The organism is Corynebacterium nasicanis, from assembly GCF_042658165.1.
GTDB classification, from domain to species: domain Bacteria; phylum Actinomycetota; class Actinomycetes; order Mycobacteriales; family Mycobacteriaceae; genus Corynebacterium; species Corynebacterium nasicanis.
Genome location: NZ_JBHSQE010000001.1, coordinates 505,911 through 521,377, shown reverse-complemented (window position 1 = coordinate 521,377; position 15,467 = coordinate 505,911). Strand labels below are relative to the sequence as shown.

Below are 15,467 nucleotides of genomic sequence, written 5' to 3'. Positions count from 1 at the left end.
ACGGGGCGTCGATAAGCAGCTTTTTCTACTTGCCGTAGGCGTAAACGTCCGCTCCGGAGATGAGGTCGGGGACGGTCCAGCCGTCGAGGTCGTACTCGGACATGAACTGTTCGGCGAAGCCGCGCATCTCGGCGGCCGAACCACGGTTGTTGGCGGCGAGCAGCAGTTCACGCTTGACGTTCTCGTGGTTGCCGGAGTAGTTGCGCTCGTAGAGTTCGTGTCGTCCGCCGAACTCGGAGCCGATGGAGTCCCACAGGGCCTTCATCACCTTGACGCGGTCGACGGCGGTGATGCCGTCGGAGCCGCGGACGTACTTGTCCAGGTAGGGGCGGATCTCGGGGGTCTGGAAGTCGACGGAGGAACTCGGCAGGTAGATGAGGCCGGAGGCGACGTCCTGCTCGATGATCTCCTTGATGCGCGGGTAGCCCTGGATCATGAACATGCGGTAGGTCAGGCCGTACTCGAGCTTGGGCAGGAGGGTGCCGTTCTTCCATTCCTCGGGGTCGCGGGCCATGGATTCGCTCAGTGACCAGAAGAGGTTGCGCCAGCCGAGGACCTCGCCGACGCGGGTCTCCACGCCGCGGAAGCCGCCGGAGCCGGTGGCGTCGAGGGCCTTCATGAGCAGGCCGGCGATGAAGTCGAGCTTGACGGCCAGGCGGGTGCAGCCCTGGAAGGTGAAGCGGGGGAGGAAGCCCGACTGGGGGAAGAAGGCGTTGATCTTCTCCACATCCCCGTACATGAAGACGTTCTCCCAGGGGACGAGGACCTTGTCGAAGATGAAGATGGCGTCGTTCTCGTCCATGCGAGAGGACAACGGGTAGTCGAAGGGGGTGCCGGTGACGGCGGCGTTCTGCGCGTAGGAGGCGCGGGAGATGAGTTTGATGCCGGGGGCGTCCATGGGGACGGTGCAGATGAGGGCGAACTGCTTCTTCTTGATGGGCAGTCCGTAGTGGGCGATGAAGTTGTAGTTCGTGATGGCGGAGCCGGTGGCGACGACCTTGGCGCCGGAGACGATGAGGCCGGCGTCGGTCTCCTTCTCCACCTTCATGTACACGTCGCCGACCTCGTCGGGCGGGAGCTGGCGGTCGACGGGCGGGTTGATGATGGCGTGGTTCCAGTAGAGGACCTTCTCCTGGGATTCGCGGTACCAGCGCTCGGCGTTGTCGCCGAAGGGCTCGTAGAGGTCGCGGTTGGCGTGGAGGGTGCCCAGGAAGGAGGCCTTGTAGTCGGGGCTGCGGCCCATCCAGCCGTAGGTGAGCTTCGCCCAGGTGGCGATGGCGTCACGTTCGCGCAGCAGGTCGTCGGTGCTGGTGGGGGCCTTGAAGAAGGGCATCGTGACACCGCCATTGCCGGTGTCGGTGGGGACGGTGAGCTTGTCGACGTGCTCGCCGACGTGCATGGCGTCATACAGTCGGGCGACCATGCGGATGGAGTTGCGGAAGGCGGGGTGGGTGGTGACGTCCTTGACGCGGTCGCCGTGGAGCCAGACCTCGCGACCGTCGCGAAGAGACTCGATGTACTCGTCGCCCGTCATGGGGCGGGAGGCGTAGTTCTGCTTCTGGTTGGCGGGATGGTCGGCCGCGGGGTTGGTGGTGCCGTCGAAGATGCTCATGGTGGTTCTCCTAGGTGAGGGGTCGCAGGTCGGCGTTCGCGCCGAACCAGCCGGTGAGGGGGTCGTCTCCGCTGTGGGTCCACAGGCCGTCGTGGGAGGTGGGGCCGATGTCGTGGAAGGTGGAGCGGAAGAAGAGGAGGGGGTCGCGGTCCTCGGTGATCTCGGCGTCGACGATCTCGCCGAGGAAGATGATGTGGTCGCCGGCGTCGACGCGGGCCCACGGCCGGCACCACAGGGTGGCGAGGTTGCCGCACAGGGAGGGGGCGATGTCGTGCTCGCCCCAACGGATCGGTTCCTCGCGGGGGCGGCCCGCGAAGTGGAGGGCGATGTCGTCCTGGTCGGCGGCGAGGATGTTCACCGCGAAGGTGTTGTCGGCGAGGATGGAGCACGCCTTGGAGGTGCGGGTGAGGGTGACCTGGCACAGGCGCGGCTCCAGCGAGATCGACGTGAAGGCGGTGACCGTGGCGCCGTGCGGGGTGCCGTCCGCGGAGGTGGTGGTGACCACGGTGACCCCGCTGGCGAACTGGCCGAAGATGTTGCGCAGCTTCTTTCCCTCGGCAATGGACGGGGGTGGCGGCTCAGTTTTATTCATGGGGGTGTCCTTTCCGTGTCGACTGTGTCTATGATCGGGATCACAATCAAGACAGTAGGCGGCCCCTATCACCATGGAAATCCATTGTGCGCACGGTTGTCCGCTTAGCGAAACGATGCAGCTTAAGGAGTGGAAACGTGAGCGACTGCGACACGAAACCGCGGTCCTTCCGGGAACTGTCCCGCGTCACGGAGGAGCACTATTTCCCGCACACGGTGACCATGGAGTCCCAGGTGCTGCTCCGCGAGTGCGGGCTGGTCTGCCGCAACCTCGGCGAGGTCTCCCTCGTCCGCCTCAACTGGGGCGCGGCGGTGACCGTGGAGACGGAGCACCCGGACGCCTTCGCGGTGAACATCCCGCTGCGCGGCCGGCTGGGCGTGCGCAGCTCGCGGGGTCCCGGGCAGGCTGCGGTGGGGCAGGCGGTGGTGTGCCCGCCGGACACACCCGTTTCCTTCCCGCAGTGGGGCGCGGAGGTGACCATGCTCGGCGTCCGCATGGGCGCGGACTACCTGCGCAACCAGTTGGAGTTGGCGGGCGTGACCACCGCCAGCACCCCGACCGTCGTCGACCTCAGCACCGGCGCGGGCCGCGAGTGGCAGGACATCTGCCAGAGCGTCATCGCCGGGGAGGGGCATTTGACGGGCAACCCCCTGTTCCGCCGCAATCTCGCCGCGGCGTTGGCCTCCGGGCTGGCGCTGGTGTTGGCCGAACACGCGCCCGCCGGGCCCAGCGCCTCCCCGGTGCGCCTCCGCCGGGCCGTCGACGCCCTCGAATCAGATCCCGCCCGGCCGTGGACGGTGGGGGAGATCGCGCAGGTCGCCGGCTGTGGCGTGCGCACCCTGCAGGGGGATTTCCGCGCGCAGTACGGCGTCGGGCCGGTGGAGTACCTGCGGGGTATCCGGCTCTCGGTCATCCATGAGGAACTGGCCGCCGCGGACCCCGCCAGCGGCGTCACCGTGACGGATATCGCCCTGACCTGGGGTGTCGCCCACCTGGGGCGCTTCTCCTCCGCTTATCGACGCCGCTTCGGCGAAACCCCCAGCCACACCCTTAGGACGCCGCCGGAATAACGTCGAGCGCCGGACGGATGTGCTCCCAGGCCGGCTGCAGCTCCTCGTTGAACTGGACCCAGTTGTGGGAGCCCGAGTTCTTGTAGTGGACCTTGTGGTGGTTTATGCCTGCCTTGGTCAGGGAGTCGTCGAGCTCCCGGGTGCAGTCGAGCACGCCGCGTTCCAGCAGCGCGCCGACGGCCGCGGTATCCGCATCGTGATCAGCGTAGAAGGCGCGTTCCGCAGGGGAGGCGTTGCCGTTGCCGGTGGAGAGGTAGACGGCCTGATGGCGCAGGCCTTCGGGGTGGAGGGTGGTGTCATGTCGGCGCCACTCCGGGGAGCCGTAGGGGCCCCACATGTTCTCCAGGGTGCCACCACGGGAGGTGACCACGAAGCTGGCCATCTGGCGCCCGACCCGGCTCATGGGCGAGTAGCAGCCGGAGATGCCGAAGACGCCGTCGAAGAGGTCCGGGCGGGCATTGGCCAGGTGGACGGCCCCGTTGGCGCCCATGGACAGCCCGCCGATGCCGCGCTTGCCGTTGAAGTTGAGCCCGTGGGCGGGGTTTTCCAGCAGCGGGGCCAGTTCCTCGGCGATGAAGGTCTCCCACATGTGTCGGCCGAGGGCCGGATCCTCGTTGACCCAGTCGGAGTAGTTCGAGGCGATCGCCTGGGTGGGCATGACGAGGGTGACGTTCTCCTCGGCGAAGACCGCGGGCACGGTGCCGGGGGCGAACCAGCCGCTGGGCAGGGGCGCGTCGATGCCGTCGAGCATGTAGAGCATCGGGGCGGGAACGCTCCGGTCGGCGGCGCGCCAGATCTGCACCTCCACGTTGCGCTTCATGGCCGGGGAGGCGACGGTCCAGCGCTCGCGGCGCTCGGATTCGACGGCGACGTCGATAAGCTTGACCTGGGTGATCGAGTCGTCGGTGGGCAGGGGGTAGCGCGAGTCGACGTCGCGCCACACTGCCGGCAGCTCCCATTCCGAGGAGCCGACGAGCGAGAGGGAGCTGAGCGCGGCGTCGAGGGAGGAGCCGGAGGAGGCGGGGTCTTCGAAGGAGCTGAAGGCGGCCTCACGGGCAGAGCCATCCATGCCGTCCATGGCAAGGGCGGCAGGGGCGAGGGGGAGGGTGAGCGCGGCGGCCGTGGTCAGGGCGAGGAGGGGTCGACGGTTCATGCTTATGACACTACCGTCCCAGCAGACTCAGAAGGGATCTACAGACACTCTCACCACAGATCCGACCGCGTGCCGACGCCCCCACATCCGCCACAACAGCGCGAACCCGGTGATCGCCCACGTGAGCAGCGCCACCGCAATGAGCGAATGGATGTCCCACCAGCGGTAGACGAGCGCGCCGGTGAAGGCTCCGAGGGTGAGCCCGCCCCACATCTTGAGGTGCCCCAGCCACGCCGCGTGGGTACCCCCGAAGAAGGCGTCGACGAAGCGCTGCCCCATCTTCACCAGCGTGCCCGTCATGTAGGTGAGCGGGATGGACACCTCGCCCTCCCGCTCGAAGATCGAGTTCATCGAACCGATGCCCAGGGAGGCGATGATGATGGCGGTACGCGGCGCGCCGAGGAGCACGGCCACGGCGGCGAGGGTGAACAGGACGCACATGTTGACCATGACCACCTCGCGGACCTGGTCCGGTCGCACGCGCTGTTTCGCCAACCGGCGGACCAGGGCGCCCTCCATGACCCCGAGGAGGAAGAAGACCACGGCCGAGCCTGCCAGCCAGGCGAGATCGGGGTTGCCGTCGACGGCGGCAGTGGCGATACGCGTCGTATTGCCTGACATGAAGGACAGGAACACGCCGCCGAGGAAGAGGAAGCCGATGGAGTCCACGAAACCGGCGATGAACGCGAAGCTCACCGCCAGATTCTGCTCACCGGCGGTGTACTTCTGCACCACCGCTCCTTAAATAAGGGGTTGAGACCTACTGTCCTCCAGCATAGGCGGTGACCGGGGAGGTGTCGCCACGCAGCAGGTCCTCCACCTGCTCGGCGGCGCGGAACACTGCGTTCCAGCGGAACTCCGCCGGCATCGGCTCCCCGGCGGTGTAGCGCTTGAACCAGTCGGTGCGTCGGCTGCGCTGCGGAATCCACAGACGCTCCAGGGCGATGTAGGCGGCGGCCTCCGACTCCGGCCCCCGCTGGGCGCCCTCGCTCGGGGGCGTGCCCCACAGCTTCTCGACGTACCCCAGGTGGATCTCCGCCAGGCAGCGGGCGATCTCGACGATGACGTCGCGCCCGATCTCCGGATGGATGCGCAGGCGGTACCAGGCGTCATGCTCGGTCATCTCCGGGTGCGGAGTTTCACCCGGCAGCGGGTGCTGGCCGACGTGGCACCAGGAGGTCTCGCCGTCACGGTCGTTCTCCCACGTGGCGACGGCCCCGATCTTCCACAGGTTGCCCAGCATCTCGACGCGGCGCAGCGGGATCTTCCGGTTGGCGGCCGCGGAGGTGAAAGCGGTGTATTCGAGGGAGGGGCGGGTGGCGTAGCCGAGGCGCTTGCGCCAGCCGCCGACCGCGTCCCGGTAGTCCGGCAGATGGACGCCCGGGGGGTGGACGCGCCGGGTGTGGGTGGACAGGTAGTGGTCCTCGAAGTGGATGCGCTGGTCACGCCCCGGTTCGTGGGGGACTTCGAGGCGGATCGGCAGTGCATGCTCAGTGGGCTCGTAGCCGAAGAGTTCCCATTCGAAGGCGGGGCGCAGCTGGAGACCGTTGACCAGGGTGATGAGGGAACCGAAATCCTCCACCCGTGGCAGCTCCATGGACTCCGACATCTGCATGGCGGCCGACACGGCCTGGCTGACGCTCAGGTGGGGCATGGCGCGGACGAGTTCGACGGTGAACTGCACGGTGCGGGCCTGAAGTTTGAGGTCCATGACGCCCCCTCCTTCCATATCTGTTACCTAGGTCACAGGCTAGGTGAGATGTGTGAAGGAGTAAAGGATTGTGAAGGTGCCGTTACCCCTTTGTGTCGGGGAGTGTTCCCCGAAAAGCGGTCGCGAGTGGCGCGGCGCTTCTAGTCTGAGACTCATGAGCGCTCACTATCGACGTTTCCTCGTCATCGCATCCACGGCCCTGCTCGTCGCCTGCGGAGGACAGGCACCGGAAGAGCCGACTGTCGTGACCATGACCACCGTGGTGGCGGAATCAACCCCTGAACCCACCACCCCGGTTGCCCATACCCCCACCTCCTCCCCGGAGCCCGCATCACCTGCGGTCGACATGTGCGCGCCGGGCATGTTCGCCGACGACATACCCATCACCGTCATGTACTGCGACGAGGAATGGGCCTACGTGGGGCGCAGCCAGTCAGGCAATGTGTGGGTAACCCGCAACATCGGTGGGGAATGGGTTGAGTATGTCGGCGACGGCACCACCAGCAGCGGGATGACCCGGTCCTGCTTCCTGCAGGACCGTGTGGCGAAGGACGGGGTACCGCGGGAGATCGTCGACAAGCTCGCGATCTGTCAGCCCGGAGACTCCGTCGGCTGATCGTCGGTCCAGCCGTCGGCCCATTCGCCGGTCTCGTAGTCGTAGTCGACCGCGTTGCCGTCTTCGTCGGTGCGTTGGTACCACTCCGTGACTTTCTCCGAGGTCGAGTCGAAGTCCGCACCCGCGCCGCGCCCGTCCGGGGCAGGGGCGACGGTGAGCTCGAAATCGTCCCCGTGCTCCTCGAGCCCGCGGACCACCGCATTCTCGACAGCCGTGCGGGCGTAGGTGCGGCGGATCGCGGCCGGATCAGTGCGTAGATCCTTGATGAAGGCCACCATCATCGCCAGCAGGACCACCGAGAACGGCAAGGCGATGAGGATGGTGAGATTCTGCAGGGCGGTGAGCGTTGTCGCGCCGCCGGCCAGCAGCATGACCACCGCGACGCCCATCATGCACAGTCCCCAGAACACGACGATGGGCTTGCCCGGGGAGGGCTTACCGCGCGAGGACATCGTGCCCATGACGATTGACGCGGAGTCGGCGGAGGTGACGAAGAAGATCGCCAGCACGCCCATGAGGAGGAACGGAGTGACCTGCGCCAACGGCAGGTGATCGAACATGTCGAAGAGCACCTGCTGCGGTGAGGCGGAGCCGTCGAAACCCACGACGCCCTCCTGGCTCAGGCGCACGGCGGTACCGCCGAAGACGGTGAACGCCAGGATGAGGATTGCCGTCGGCGCCACCATGGTGACCAGGACAAACTCGCGCAGAGTGCGGCCGCGGGAGATTTTCGCGATGAACATCCCGACGAACGGGGTCCACGCAATCCACCATGCCCAATAGAAGGACGTCCACCAGCCCTGGAACTCCACCGTCTCCGCACCCCAGGACAGGGACTTCGAGACCATCGGCAGGAACTCGTCGAGGTAGACGGCGACGCCGGAGGGGATGAGGTTGAAAAGGAACAGGGTGGGGCCGAACAGGAAGACGAAGGCCACGAGCCCGAGGGTGAGGGTGATGTTGATGTTCGACAGCCAACGGATGCCCCGCGCCACGCCTGACACCGCCGAGACGATGAAGCCCACCGACAGGATCGCAATGATGATGAGCAGTGCACTGTTGCTCAGCGGCCCGGCTCCGGAGACGATCTCCACCCCCTGCCCGATCTGCACTGCAGACAACCCCAGGGTGGCGGCCGTGCCGAAGAGCGTGGCGATGATCGCCGCCATGTCAATGATCTTGCCGACGATCCCATCGGTACTGCGGGAGCCGAAGAGCGGTTTGAATACCGAGGAGATGAGGGGGACGCGGCCGCGTCGATACGAGGAGTAGGCGATGGCACCTCCGACCAGGGAGTACATGGCCCACGGAGTGAGCCCCCAGTGGAAATGTGCCTGGGCGACGGCCTGGTGGACGGCCGCCGCGGTCCCCGCCTCCACGGTGTGCGGCGGCGGGGACAGGAAATAGGCGAGCGGTTCGGAAGGGCCGTAGAAGAAGATGCCCACGCCGATGCCGGCGCCGAACATCATGGCCACCCAGGAGAAGCGGCTGTACTCGGGCTCGGCGTCGTCGGTGCCCAGCCGGATGCGGCCCAGGCGGGAAAAGCCGATGTAGAGCATGACCACCAGGCCGAGCGTCATGGCGATGTTGAGAAGCCATCCGGCGTTGACGATCGCCCAGTCGAAGGCCGTGGCCGAGGCTGTCGACACCGACTCCGGGGCCAGGACGCCCCAGACGATGAAGGAGACCACTGCCACGGCGGTGACGGTGAAGACGGTCCGGTCGAGTCCGAAGCGGTTGCGTTGGTCGTCGACGTCGATGCCCCGCACGAGGCCGGGGTGGAGGTCGTGCGGGTACTGCGGTGACAACGAGCGGGCTCTGGGATCGGGCTGGGGCGACACAGGTGTCTACCTTTCCTCAGCCTGTTTCCAGGCCTTCTGACATCAGGGAATCCTTATTATTGGAGTTCCTGTGGCGCAGGGCAAGCCGCGGATGTACTGACAGGCTGAAAGTGTGCCTCCCACATGCCGGGCGCGGGCGGGGCGTCGAGAAGCTCACCCCGCCCCTCGACGCGCACCGCGTGAGGGATGGCTAACGTTGGGATCATGAGAATCGACATCTGGTCCGACTATGTCTGCCCCTTCTGCACGCTGGGTGAGCGGCACCTGGCCCGGGCGCTGGAGCTCGCGGGCCGGGAGGACGTGGAGATCGTGTGGCGGAGTTTCCAGCTCGACCCCGACGCCCCGCAGGAGTCGACGGGCCCGGCGCTGGAGTACCTCACCCGCGTCAAGGGGATGAGCGAGGAGCAGGTGGTGGCCATGAACGACGGCCTCGCCGCCCGCGCCGCCGAGGTCGGGCTGGAGTTCAACTGGCGGGAATCGCAGATGGTGAACACGCGGGACGCCCACCGTATCGGCATCCTGGCCCGCGAGAACGGCCGGGGCGCCGAGTGGGATGAACGGGTCAAGCGCGCCTACTTCACGGAAGGGGGCAACATCGCGGACCACGCGCAGCTGCGCGCCCTCGCCGCTGAGGTGGGGCTCGACGCCCGCGAGATCCTCGCCGACGAGACCGTCTTTGCCGCGGAGGTGGACGAGGACATCGCTCTGGCCCGGCAGATCGGCGTCCAGGGAGTGCCCTTCTTCGTCTTCGACGGGAAACTGGCGGTATCCGGGGCACAGCCGGTCGAGGTGTTCACACAGGCAATGGAGCAGCTGTGAACGTCTGGCTCACCTCCGACCTCCACCTGGGGCACAGTTTCGTGGCCCGGCTGCGGGGCTTCGATGACGTCGATAAGCACGACGAGGCGGTGCTGGAGGGGATCCGCGACCTGCCGAAGGGCGACCGCCTGTGGATCCTCGGCGATCTCTCCCGGGGCTCCTCGGAGGAGGAGCGGCGCGCGTTGCAGCTGCTCAAGGTGCATGGCGCGCACCTGGAGATGCATCTGACCCCGGGCAACCACGACTCGTGCCATCCGATCCACCGTTCCGCGCACAAGACGCAGCGGATGTTCCTCGACGTGTTCCATTCGGTGCAGGCCTATCAGAAGCTCAAGTGGGAGGGGCGCACCGTCTATCTCAACCACTTCCCGCGCCCGGGCATGGATCATCCGGGGATGCCCTCCCGCCACGATGAGGTGCGCCTGCACTCCGAGTTCATCGTCCATGGTCACCTGCATTCGCGGGACCCGGACACGGGGCCGGGTCTGGTCGACGTCGGGCAGGACGCCTGGGGGCTGCAGCCCGTCCGGCAGGCGGAGGTGCAGCGGGTGCTGTTCAGCTGAGGCGTTCGGCGACGGCCTGGATGTCACCGAGCGGCAGCCGCGTGTCCGGCTGCGCCTGACAGCGGTCGAGCAGTGCGTAACCGGTGGCCTGCAGGGCCAGGTGCTCCGCCCAGCGCGCGGAGGCTACGGCGGGGTGGTTGAGTGCGAGGGACTGCGCGGCGCGACGCTCGCTGAGCAGCTCGAACTGGAGATCACGGCGCTGGGGGAGCGCCTGGTCGGGGGTGGCGGTCAGCAGGGTGCCCAGCAGGGTGTGCAGGGTCTCGCGGGTGTCCTCCATGAGGCGCGCGTGCTGCGCGGCGTCGCGCGGGGCGATCCACAGGAGGGCGAGGGCGAAGACGACCGAGAGCAGCACCTCGATGGTGCGCGCGGCGATCGTCTCGCCCAGTGGCAGGGCCAAGGCGTTGCCCATCATGAGCGCCAGCGGGGTGGTGACGAGGACGCACAGCATGTAGTTGCGCACCACGAAGATCTCGGCACAGAACTGGCACACCGCCAGGGCGAGCAGCAGCCCCCACACGTTGAGGTCCGCGAGGTAGAGCAGCGCGAACAGGCCGATCCCCAGGAAGGAACCGAGCAGTCGGTGCAGGCCACGGATGGTGCCGGGCAGCCGGTCCGGCCCCCACTGCAGGATGAGCAGGGCCGAGACGATCGCCCAGTCGGGACGGTCGAAACCGAGGATGATGCCCAGCGCCCCGGCGCCGAGCGCGGCGGCGAAGACGCGCAGCGCCGTCACCGTCGCGTGGCTGTGGGCGTGGAGGGAGCGGTAGAGGCGGTAGCTTATCGACGCCCGCGTGTGCGGGATCACCGTCCGCGCCATACCCGGGTCGAGTTCCGGCGAGTTGAGGGCCGCGAGCTTCCGGTGGGCGGCAAGGGTGCGGGTGACGAGGTCGGCGCGGGAGTTGTCGATGATGCGTCCGGCGCGGATGGCCCCGGCGTCGGCCAGCGTGTCCCACGCCTGCGTGAGCAGGGTGCGGGCCTGATGGAGCCGGGCGACGCTGGGCTCCCCGGCGGCGAAGTCCGTGACCGCCTTCTCCAGGGCGCGCACGGCGTCGATCTCCGGGGTGCGGCGGGGGAGCAGGCCAAGGAAGAAGCCGCTCAGCGCGCCGACGCTCGCCCAGGCGCCGACCTCGAGCGGGTCGAGCCCGAGGCGGGCGACCATGGTGGCACCGCCGGTGACCATGATGATGAAGAAGCAGCCCGGCGGGGGTAGTCGCAGTGCGTTCTGCACGAAGGCGCCGAGCGCGGCCGCGCTGGCGATGAACAGGGCGGTGAGCAGCAGCCACCAGTGGTTGTCCTGCGCCCACACGACGGAACCGACGAAGGCGCCGGCCACCGAGCCGGAGACCAGGAGGAGGGCGGCCAGCGTGAGGACGCGCCAGCGGGTGCGGGTGGGGTGCCCCTCGCCGTAGATGACGGTGAATCCGCCGGCCGCGATGAGCAGCATCTCGGCGTCGTAGCCGAGCAGGAGTGCGATGCTGCCGGGGATCGCCAACGCCAGGGCCGCCCGGAGCGCGCCGGGCCACCGCCGGCCGGGGGAGGGGCTGGCGAGGAACAGGTCCCAGAAGCGCGGGCTGGTGGGCAGCGGCTCAGGCATGGTGCTCGATTCTCTCCGCCAGGGACTGGATGTCGCCCAGCGGGAGCCGGGTGTCCGGCTCGGCGGCGCACCAGTCGAGCAGGGCGTAGCCGGCGCGTTGCAGGGCGAGGTGCTCGGCCCAACGCTCGTGGGCGGTCTGCGGGTTGTTGCGGGCCAGGGACTGGGCGGCGCGGCGCTCGCTGAGCAGCTCGTACTGCAGGTCGCGGCGTTGTTCCAGCGCTTCGTCGGGGGTGCCGGTGAGCAGGGCGCCGAGGAGCGATTCCATGGTGCGGCGGCAGCGTTCCTGCAGCCGCAGATGGTGGGCGGGCTCGGCGTTCGGACGGTAGAGCCACAGGAGGACGAGGGCGAAGACGACGGAGAAGAGAATCTCGATGACCCGCTCCCGCATCGTCTGGCCCAGGGGTTGGGTCAGTCCACCGCCGAGCATGAGGGCGACGGGCGTGGTGAAGATGACGGCGACCGCGTAGTTGCGCACCACGAAGATCTCGGAGAAGAACAGGCACACCGACAGGGCGAGCATGAGGGTCCACGCGTGGACGTCGAGAAGATAGAGGGCGCCGAAGAGGCAGACGCCGAGGACGGAACCGAGCAGGCGGTGGACCCCGCGGATGGTCCCGGGCACCTTGTCCGGCCCCCACTGCAGGATGAGCAGCGCGGACACGATCGCCCAGTCCGGCCGGTTGAAACCCAGCGCGATGGACAGCACCCCGGCCCCGAGGCAGGCCAGCACGACGCGCGTGGCCGTCATCATGGCGTGGCTGTGCGGATGGACGGACCGGTACAGGCGGTAGCTTATCGACGGCCGCGTGTGCGGCACCTTCACCCGGTCGACGTCGATGTAGTTCTTCGCATCGGAGAGCTCGTCCACCGCCCGGTTGTCCGTGCCGACGAGCCGGGCCTGCGCGGCGAGGGTGCGTTCGGCGAGCCCCGAGGTGTCGTTGATGCGCCCCGCGTAGATGGCGCCGGCGTCGGCGAGGGTGAACCAGGCGTGGGTGAGGGCGGTCTGCGCCTGGTGGAGCTTCTCGACGCTGACCTCGCCCTGCATGTCCGCCACCGACTCCTCGAGCACGGCGACGGCGCGCGTCTCCGGGCCGCGCGGGTTGAACAGGGCGGGGGTCATGCTCACCAGGAGCGAGCTGCCCACACCCACCAGCGCCCACGCCCCGACCTCCACCGGGTTGAGCCCCAGGCGGTACGTCATCGTCGAGGCGCCGGTGACGAGGAGGATGAACCACGGGCCGGGCGGTGGCAGGCGGAGTGCGTTGGCGATGAACACTCCGGTGCCCGCGATGGTGGTGGCGAAGGCGACGGTGAGCAGCAGCCACCAGCGGGTGGCACCGGCCTCGATCTGGCCCCACACGACCGTGCCGACGAAGGAACCGGCGACCGCGCCCGTCGCGAAGAGGGCGCCGGCGGTGAGCAGGACCCGCCAGCGGGCGCGGTAGGCGTAGCCCTCGCCGTGGATGACGGTGAAGGATCCGGCGGCGATGAGCAACAGCTCCGCCTCGAAACCGAGAAGCAGGGCCACCGTTCCCGGCAGTCCCATCGCCAGTCCCGCCCGCAGCGCGCCGGGCCAGCGGGGGCCCGGCGCGTGGAAGGCCGTGAACAGCTGCCAGGCGCTGGGACGCGGCGGGGGTGTCTCCATCATGGAAATCAGGATAGTCCCTGGCGGAACGGTACTGGCCGGTACATCCTGACTAGACAGACCGGTTCGGCATGATGTACCTTGCTGTCTAAGGAAATCATCACATGAAAGGCGGATCCATGATCCTCACCGGTCTGGCCGTGGGCGCAGTCCTCGGCATCGTCATGCAACGCGGACGGTTCTGTGTCACGGGCATGCTCCGCGACATCTTCCTCCAGAAGACCTGGCGCACCACGGTGGCGCTGTTCATCGTCATCTCCGTGCACGCCCTCGGCATCGCGGCGCTGACCAGCCTGGGCGTCATCACCCCCAGCTACAACACCTTCGCGCCCCTCGCCGTCATCGTCGGCGGCTTCGTCTTCGGCCTGGGCATCATCCTCGCCGGCGGCTGCGCCTCCGGCACCTGGTTCCGCTCCGCGGAGGGACTCATCGGCTCGTGGTTCGCGCTGGTCTTCTACGCGCTCTCCGCCGCCGCCATGAACACCGGCGCGCTCAGCTGGCTCAACGTCGGCATGAAGTCCGTCGACACCGAGTTGACCACCCTGCCCGCCACCTTCGGTGTCTCCGCCTGGTTCTTCGCCATCCCGCTGGCCATCGGCACCGCCCTGGCCGCCCGCCACTACCTGGCCACGGAGAAGAAGGCCGCCACGCTCGACGTGCCCTTCTGGAAGCGCCCCCTGCACCTCTACACCGCCGGTGCGCTCGTCGGACTCATCGGCGTCATCGCCTGGCCGCTCTCCGCCGCCGCCGGCCGCAACTCCGGCCTGGGCATCACCACCCCCACCGCGAACCTGGCCACCTTCATCACCACCGGTGACCTCGAGCGCATCGACTGGGGAGTCATGCTCGTCCTCGGCCTGTTCATCGGCGCCTTCGCCGCAGCCAAGGCCACCGGCGAGTTCCGCCTGCGTGTCCCGGACGCCACCACCGCCACCCGCGCCATCGTCGGCGGCACCATGATGGGTGTCGGCGCCGCACTGGCCGGCGGCTGCACCGTCGGCAACGGCATGGTCCAGACGGCACTGTTCAGCTACCAGGGCTGGATCGCCCTGCTGTTCATCGCCCTCGGCGTCGGCGTCGGCGCGAAGATCTGGCTCAAGCCGGCCGCCGCCCCCGTCCGCTCCGCCGAGGACCGGGTCCTCACCCCGGCCCCGACCTTCCAGGTCGCCACCGGCGCCGTCGCTCTGCAGACCGCTCCGCGTGTCGCCAAGGCCCGCCAGCTGGAGGAGGGGCGCTACGCCCTCGACCAGATGGGTGCCGTGTGCCCCTTCCCGCTCATCGAGACCCGGGACGTCCTGGGCACCCTCGACACCGGGGAAGAGCTGGTCATCGACTTCGACTGCACCCAGGGCACCGAGACCATCCCGCAGTGGGCCGCGAACAACGGCCACGACGTCACCGACTTCCACGCCACCGGCGACGCCTCCTGGCAGATCACCATCCGGAAGGGCTGACGCCCACCCGCTTCGGCTTAGAGCTTCTCGACGGTGACCGTCATGGCGAGCTCGCGCGACGCGCCGTCGGCAAGCTCGATGCCCTGCAGGTCAGCACCGAGCAAGGCGGGCTCCACGCAGAGGAAGTCCGCCCACTCGCCCGCGCCGACGTCCGCCATGGACGCCGCGGCCTCCGCGCCGGGGTTCCACACGACGGTGGAGTCGGCGCCCTCGGCCGTCACGGTGATCCGGCGGCCCAGTTCCGGGTCGTCGATAACTGCGGTGCGGGACGCGCGGAAGATGCGGTCGTAAGGTCCGGTGACCGTCACCGCGCCTTCCTGCGCACTCGCGGCGGCGCTGACCCGATCGACAGCGTCCACGCCTTCCAGGCCGTGGACGCTGACCTTCTCCACGTGACCGACCCGGAAATAGGGGTGGAAGCCGAGCTGCACGGTGCGGGGGGAGCCGGATTCATTGCGCACGCTGAGGCTGAGGCTGAGGCGCACACCTTCGCTGAGCTCCTGTACCGCGAGGTCGAAGTGCAGCCCTTCGTTGACGAGCGTCGCGGAAAAACCCCGGCCGTCGGTGGTCACCCGCCAGTCGGACGTACGCGCGAAGCCGTGGCGGGGCTGGTTCGGCAAGAGGTCGGCGAAGGCCGGGGCGATGATCGGGATGCCGCCCCGGATGGGGAACCCGGTGGTCGACGAGAGGTAGAACAACTCTCCCAGGTCGGTGTCGGCGCTGGTCAGGTGGGCTCCGGCGGGGCTCATGCACAGCCGGCCGGCGGTGAGGAGATCATCCATACCCTCTAAAGTAGG

14 protein-coding genes are annotated in these 15,467 nt (G+C 68.3%); 5 read left to right on the top strand and 9 right to left on the bottom strand.

The features are described from left to right. Nucleotides 1-25: 25 nt before the first annotated feature. Together ACFPUZ_RS02585 and ACFPUZ_RS02580 are read right to left on the bottom strand one after the other, a co-directional pair. Entirely contained in the window at nt 26-1,612 is a 1,587-nt protein-coding gene (locus ACFPUZ_RS02585; protein WP_376999579.1) for a 4-hydroxyphenylacetate 3-hydroxylase family protein, read from the bottom strand. 10 nt (nt 1,613-1,622) lie between these two features. Continuing rightward, entirely contained in the window at nt 1,623-2,204 is a 582-nt protein-coding gene (locus ACFPUZ_RS02580) for a flavin reductase family protein (protein ID WP_376999577.1), read from the bottom strand. Between the two features lie 137 nt (nt 2,205-2,341). On the opposite strand from ACFPUZ_RS02580, the gene ACFPUZ_RS02575 reads away from it, so the two are divergent. After that, nucleotides 2,342-3,274, top strand: a complete 933-nt coding sequence (locus ACFPUZ_RS02575) for an AraC family transcriptional regulator (RefSeq protein ID WP_376999575.1) — start codon at nt 2,342-2,344, stop codon at nt 3,272-3,274. Here ACFPUZ_RS02575 and ACFPUZ_RS02570 read toward each other — a convergent pair. Genes ACFPUZ_RS02570 through ACFPUZ_RS02560 form a run of 3 tightly spaced genes read right to left on the bottom strand, consistent with a single transcriptional unit; the run spans nt 3,255 to nt 6,138 of the window. Further along, the gene (locus ACFPUZ_RS02570; RefSeq protein ID WP_376999573.1) at nt 3,255-4,427 is read right to left on the bottom strand and encodes an alpha/beta hydrolase; all 1,173 of its coding nucleotides are present in this window, start codon (nt 4,425-4,427) and stop codon (nt 3,255-3,257) included. The two genes, ACFPUZ_RS02575 and ACFPUZ_RS02570, sit on opposite strands and share 20 nt — an antisense overlap. A gap of 27 nt (nt 4,428-4,454) precedes the next feature. Next, a complete protein-coding gene (locus ACFPUZ_RS02565; protein ID WP_376999571.1) occupies nt 4,455-5,159 on the bottom strand; it encodes a YoaK family protein in 705 nt (234 codons plus the stop codon). A 28-nt stretch (nt 5,160-5,187) separates the two neighbouring features. After that, nucleotides 5,188-6,138, bottom strand: coding sequence for a hypothetical protein (locus ACFPUZ_RS02560; protein ID WP_376999569.1), 951 nt, complete (start codon nt 6,136-6,138; stop codon nt 5,188-5,190). A 154-nt stretch (nt 6,139-6,292) separates the two neighbouring features. On the opposite strand from ACFPUZ_RS02560, the gene ACFPUZ_RS02555 reads away from it, so the two are divergent. Beyond that, the gene (locus ACFPUZ_RS02555) at nt 6,293-6,754 is read left to right on the top strand and encodes a hypothetical protein (RefSeq protein WP_376999567.1); all 462 of its coding nucleotides are present in this window, start codon (nt 6,293-6,295) and stop codon (nt 6,752-6,754) included. Here the strand turns inward: ACFPUZ_RS02555 and ACFPUZ_RS02550 are convergent. Continuing rightward, nucleotides 6,730-8,595, bottom strand: a complete 1,866-nt coding sequence (locus ACFPUZ_RS02550) for a BCCT family transporter (RefSeq protein ID WP_376999565.1) — start codon at nt 8,593-8,595, stop codon at nt 6,730-6,732. The two genes, ACFPUZ_RS02555 and ACFPUZ_RS02550, sit on opposite strands and share 25 nt — an antisense overlap. A 204-nt stretch (nt 8,596-8,799) precedes the next feature. Between ACFPUZ_RS02550 and ACFPUZ_RS02545 the strand changes: the two genes are divergently transcribed. Together ACFPUZ_RS02545 and ACFPUZ_RS02540 are read left to right on the top strand one after the other, a co-directional pair. Then, a complete protein-coding gene (locus tag ACFPUZ_RS02545; protein ID WP_376999563.1) occupies nt 8,800-9,414 on the top strand; it encodes a DsbA family oxidoreductase in 615 nt (204 codons plus the stop codon). Then, nucleotides 9,411-9,977: a metallophosphoesterase gene (locus ACFPUZ_RS02540; protein WP_376999561.1), complete on the top strand. Its 567-nt coding sequence runs from the start codon at nt 9,411-9,413 to the stop codon at nt 9,975-9,977. The genes ACFPUZ_RS02545 and ACFPUZ_RS02540 overlap by 4 nt, the downstream gene beginning before the upstream one ends. On the opposite strand, the gene ACFPUZ_RS02535 is transcribed toward ACFPUZ_RS02540, so the two are convergent. Together ACFPUZ_RS02535 and ACFPUZ_RS02530 are read right to left on the bottom strand one after the other, a co-directional pair. Then, a complete protein-coding gene (locus tag ACFPUZ_RS02535) occupies nt 9,970-11,571 on the bottom strand; it encodes an FUSC family protein (RefSeq protein ID WP_376999559.1) in 1,602 nt (533 codons plus the stop codon). The two genes, ACFPUZ_RS02540 and ACFPUZ_RS02535, sit on opposite strands and share 8 nt — an antisense overlap. After that, nucleotides 11,564-13,219 carry an FUSC family protein gene (locus ACFPUZ_RS02530; protein WP_376999558.1) on the bottom strand — a complete coding sequence of 552 codons (1,656 nt, stop codon included), beginning with the start codon at nt 13,217-13,219 and terminating at the stop codon, nt 11,564-11,566. The genes ACFPUZ_RS02535 and ACFPUZ_RS02530 overlap by 8 nt, the downstream gene beginning before the upstream one ends. A 116-nt stretch (nt 13,220-13,335) precedes the next feature. On the opposite strand from ACFPUZ_RS02530, the gene ACFPUZ_RS02525 reads away from it, so the two are divergent. Then, nucleotides 13,336-14,670, top strand: a complete 1,335-nt coding sequence (locus ACFPUZ_RS02525; RefSeq protein ID WP_376999964.1) for a YeeE/YedE thiosulfate transporter family protein — start codon at nt 13,336-13,338, stop codon at nt 14,668-14,670. A 17-nt stretch (nt 14,671-14,687) separates the two neighbouring features. Here ACFPUZ_RS02525 and ACFPUZ_RS02520 read toward each other — a convergent pair whose 3' ends face one another. Further along, nucleotides 14,688-15,452: an aldose epimerase family protein gene (locus tag ACFPUZ_RS02520; RefSeq protein ID WP_376999556.1), complete on the bottom strand. Its 765-nt coding sequence runs from the start codon at nt 15,450-15,452 to the stop codon at nt 14,688-14,690. Between the last annotated feature and the right edge of the window lie 15 nt (nt 15,453-15,467).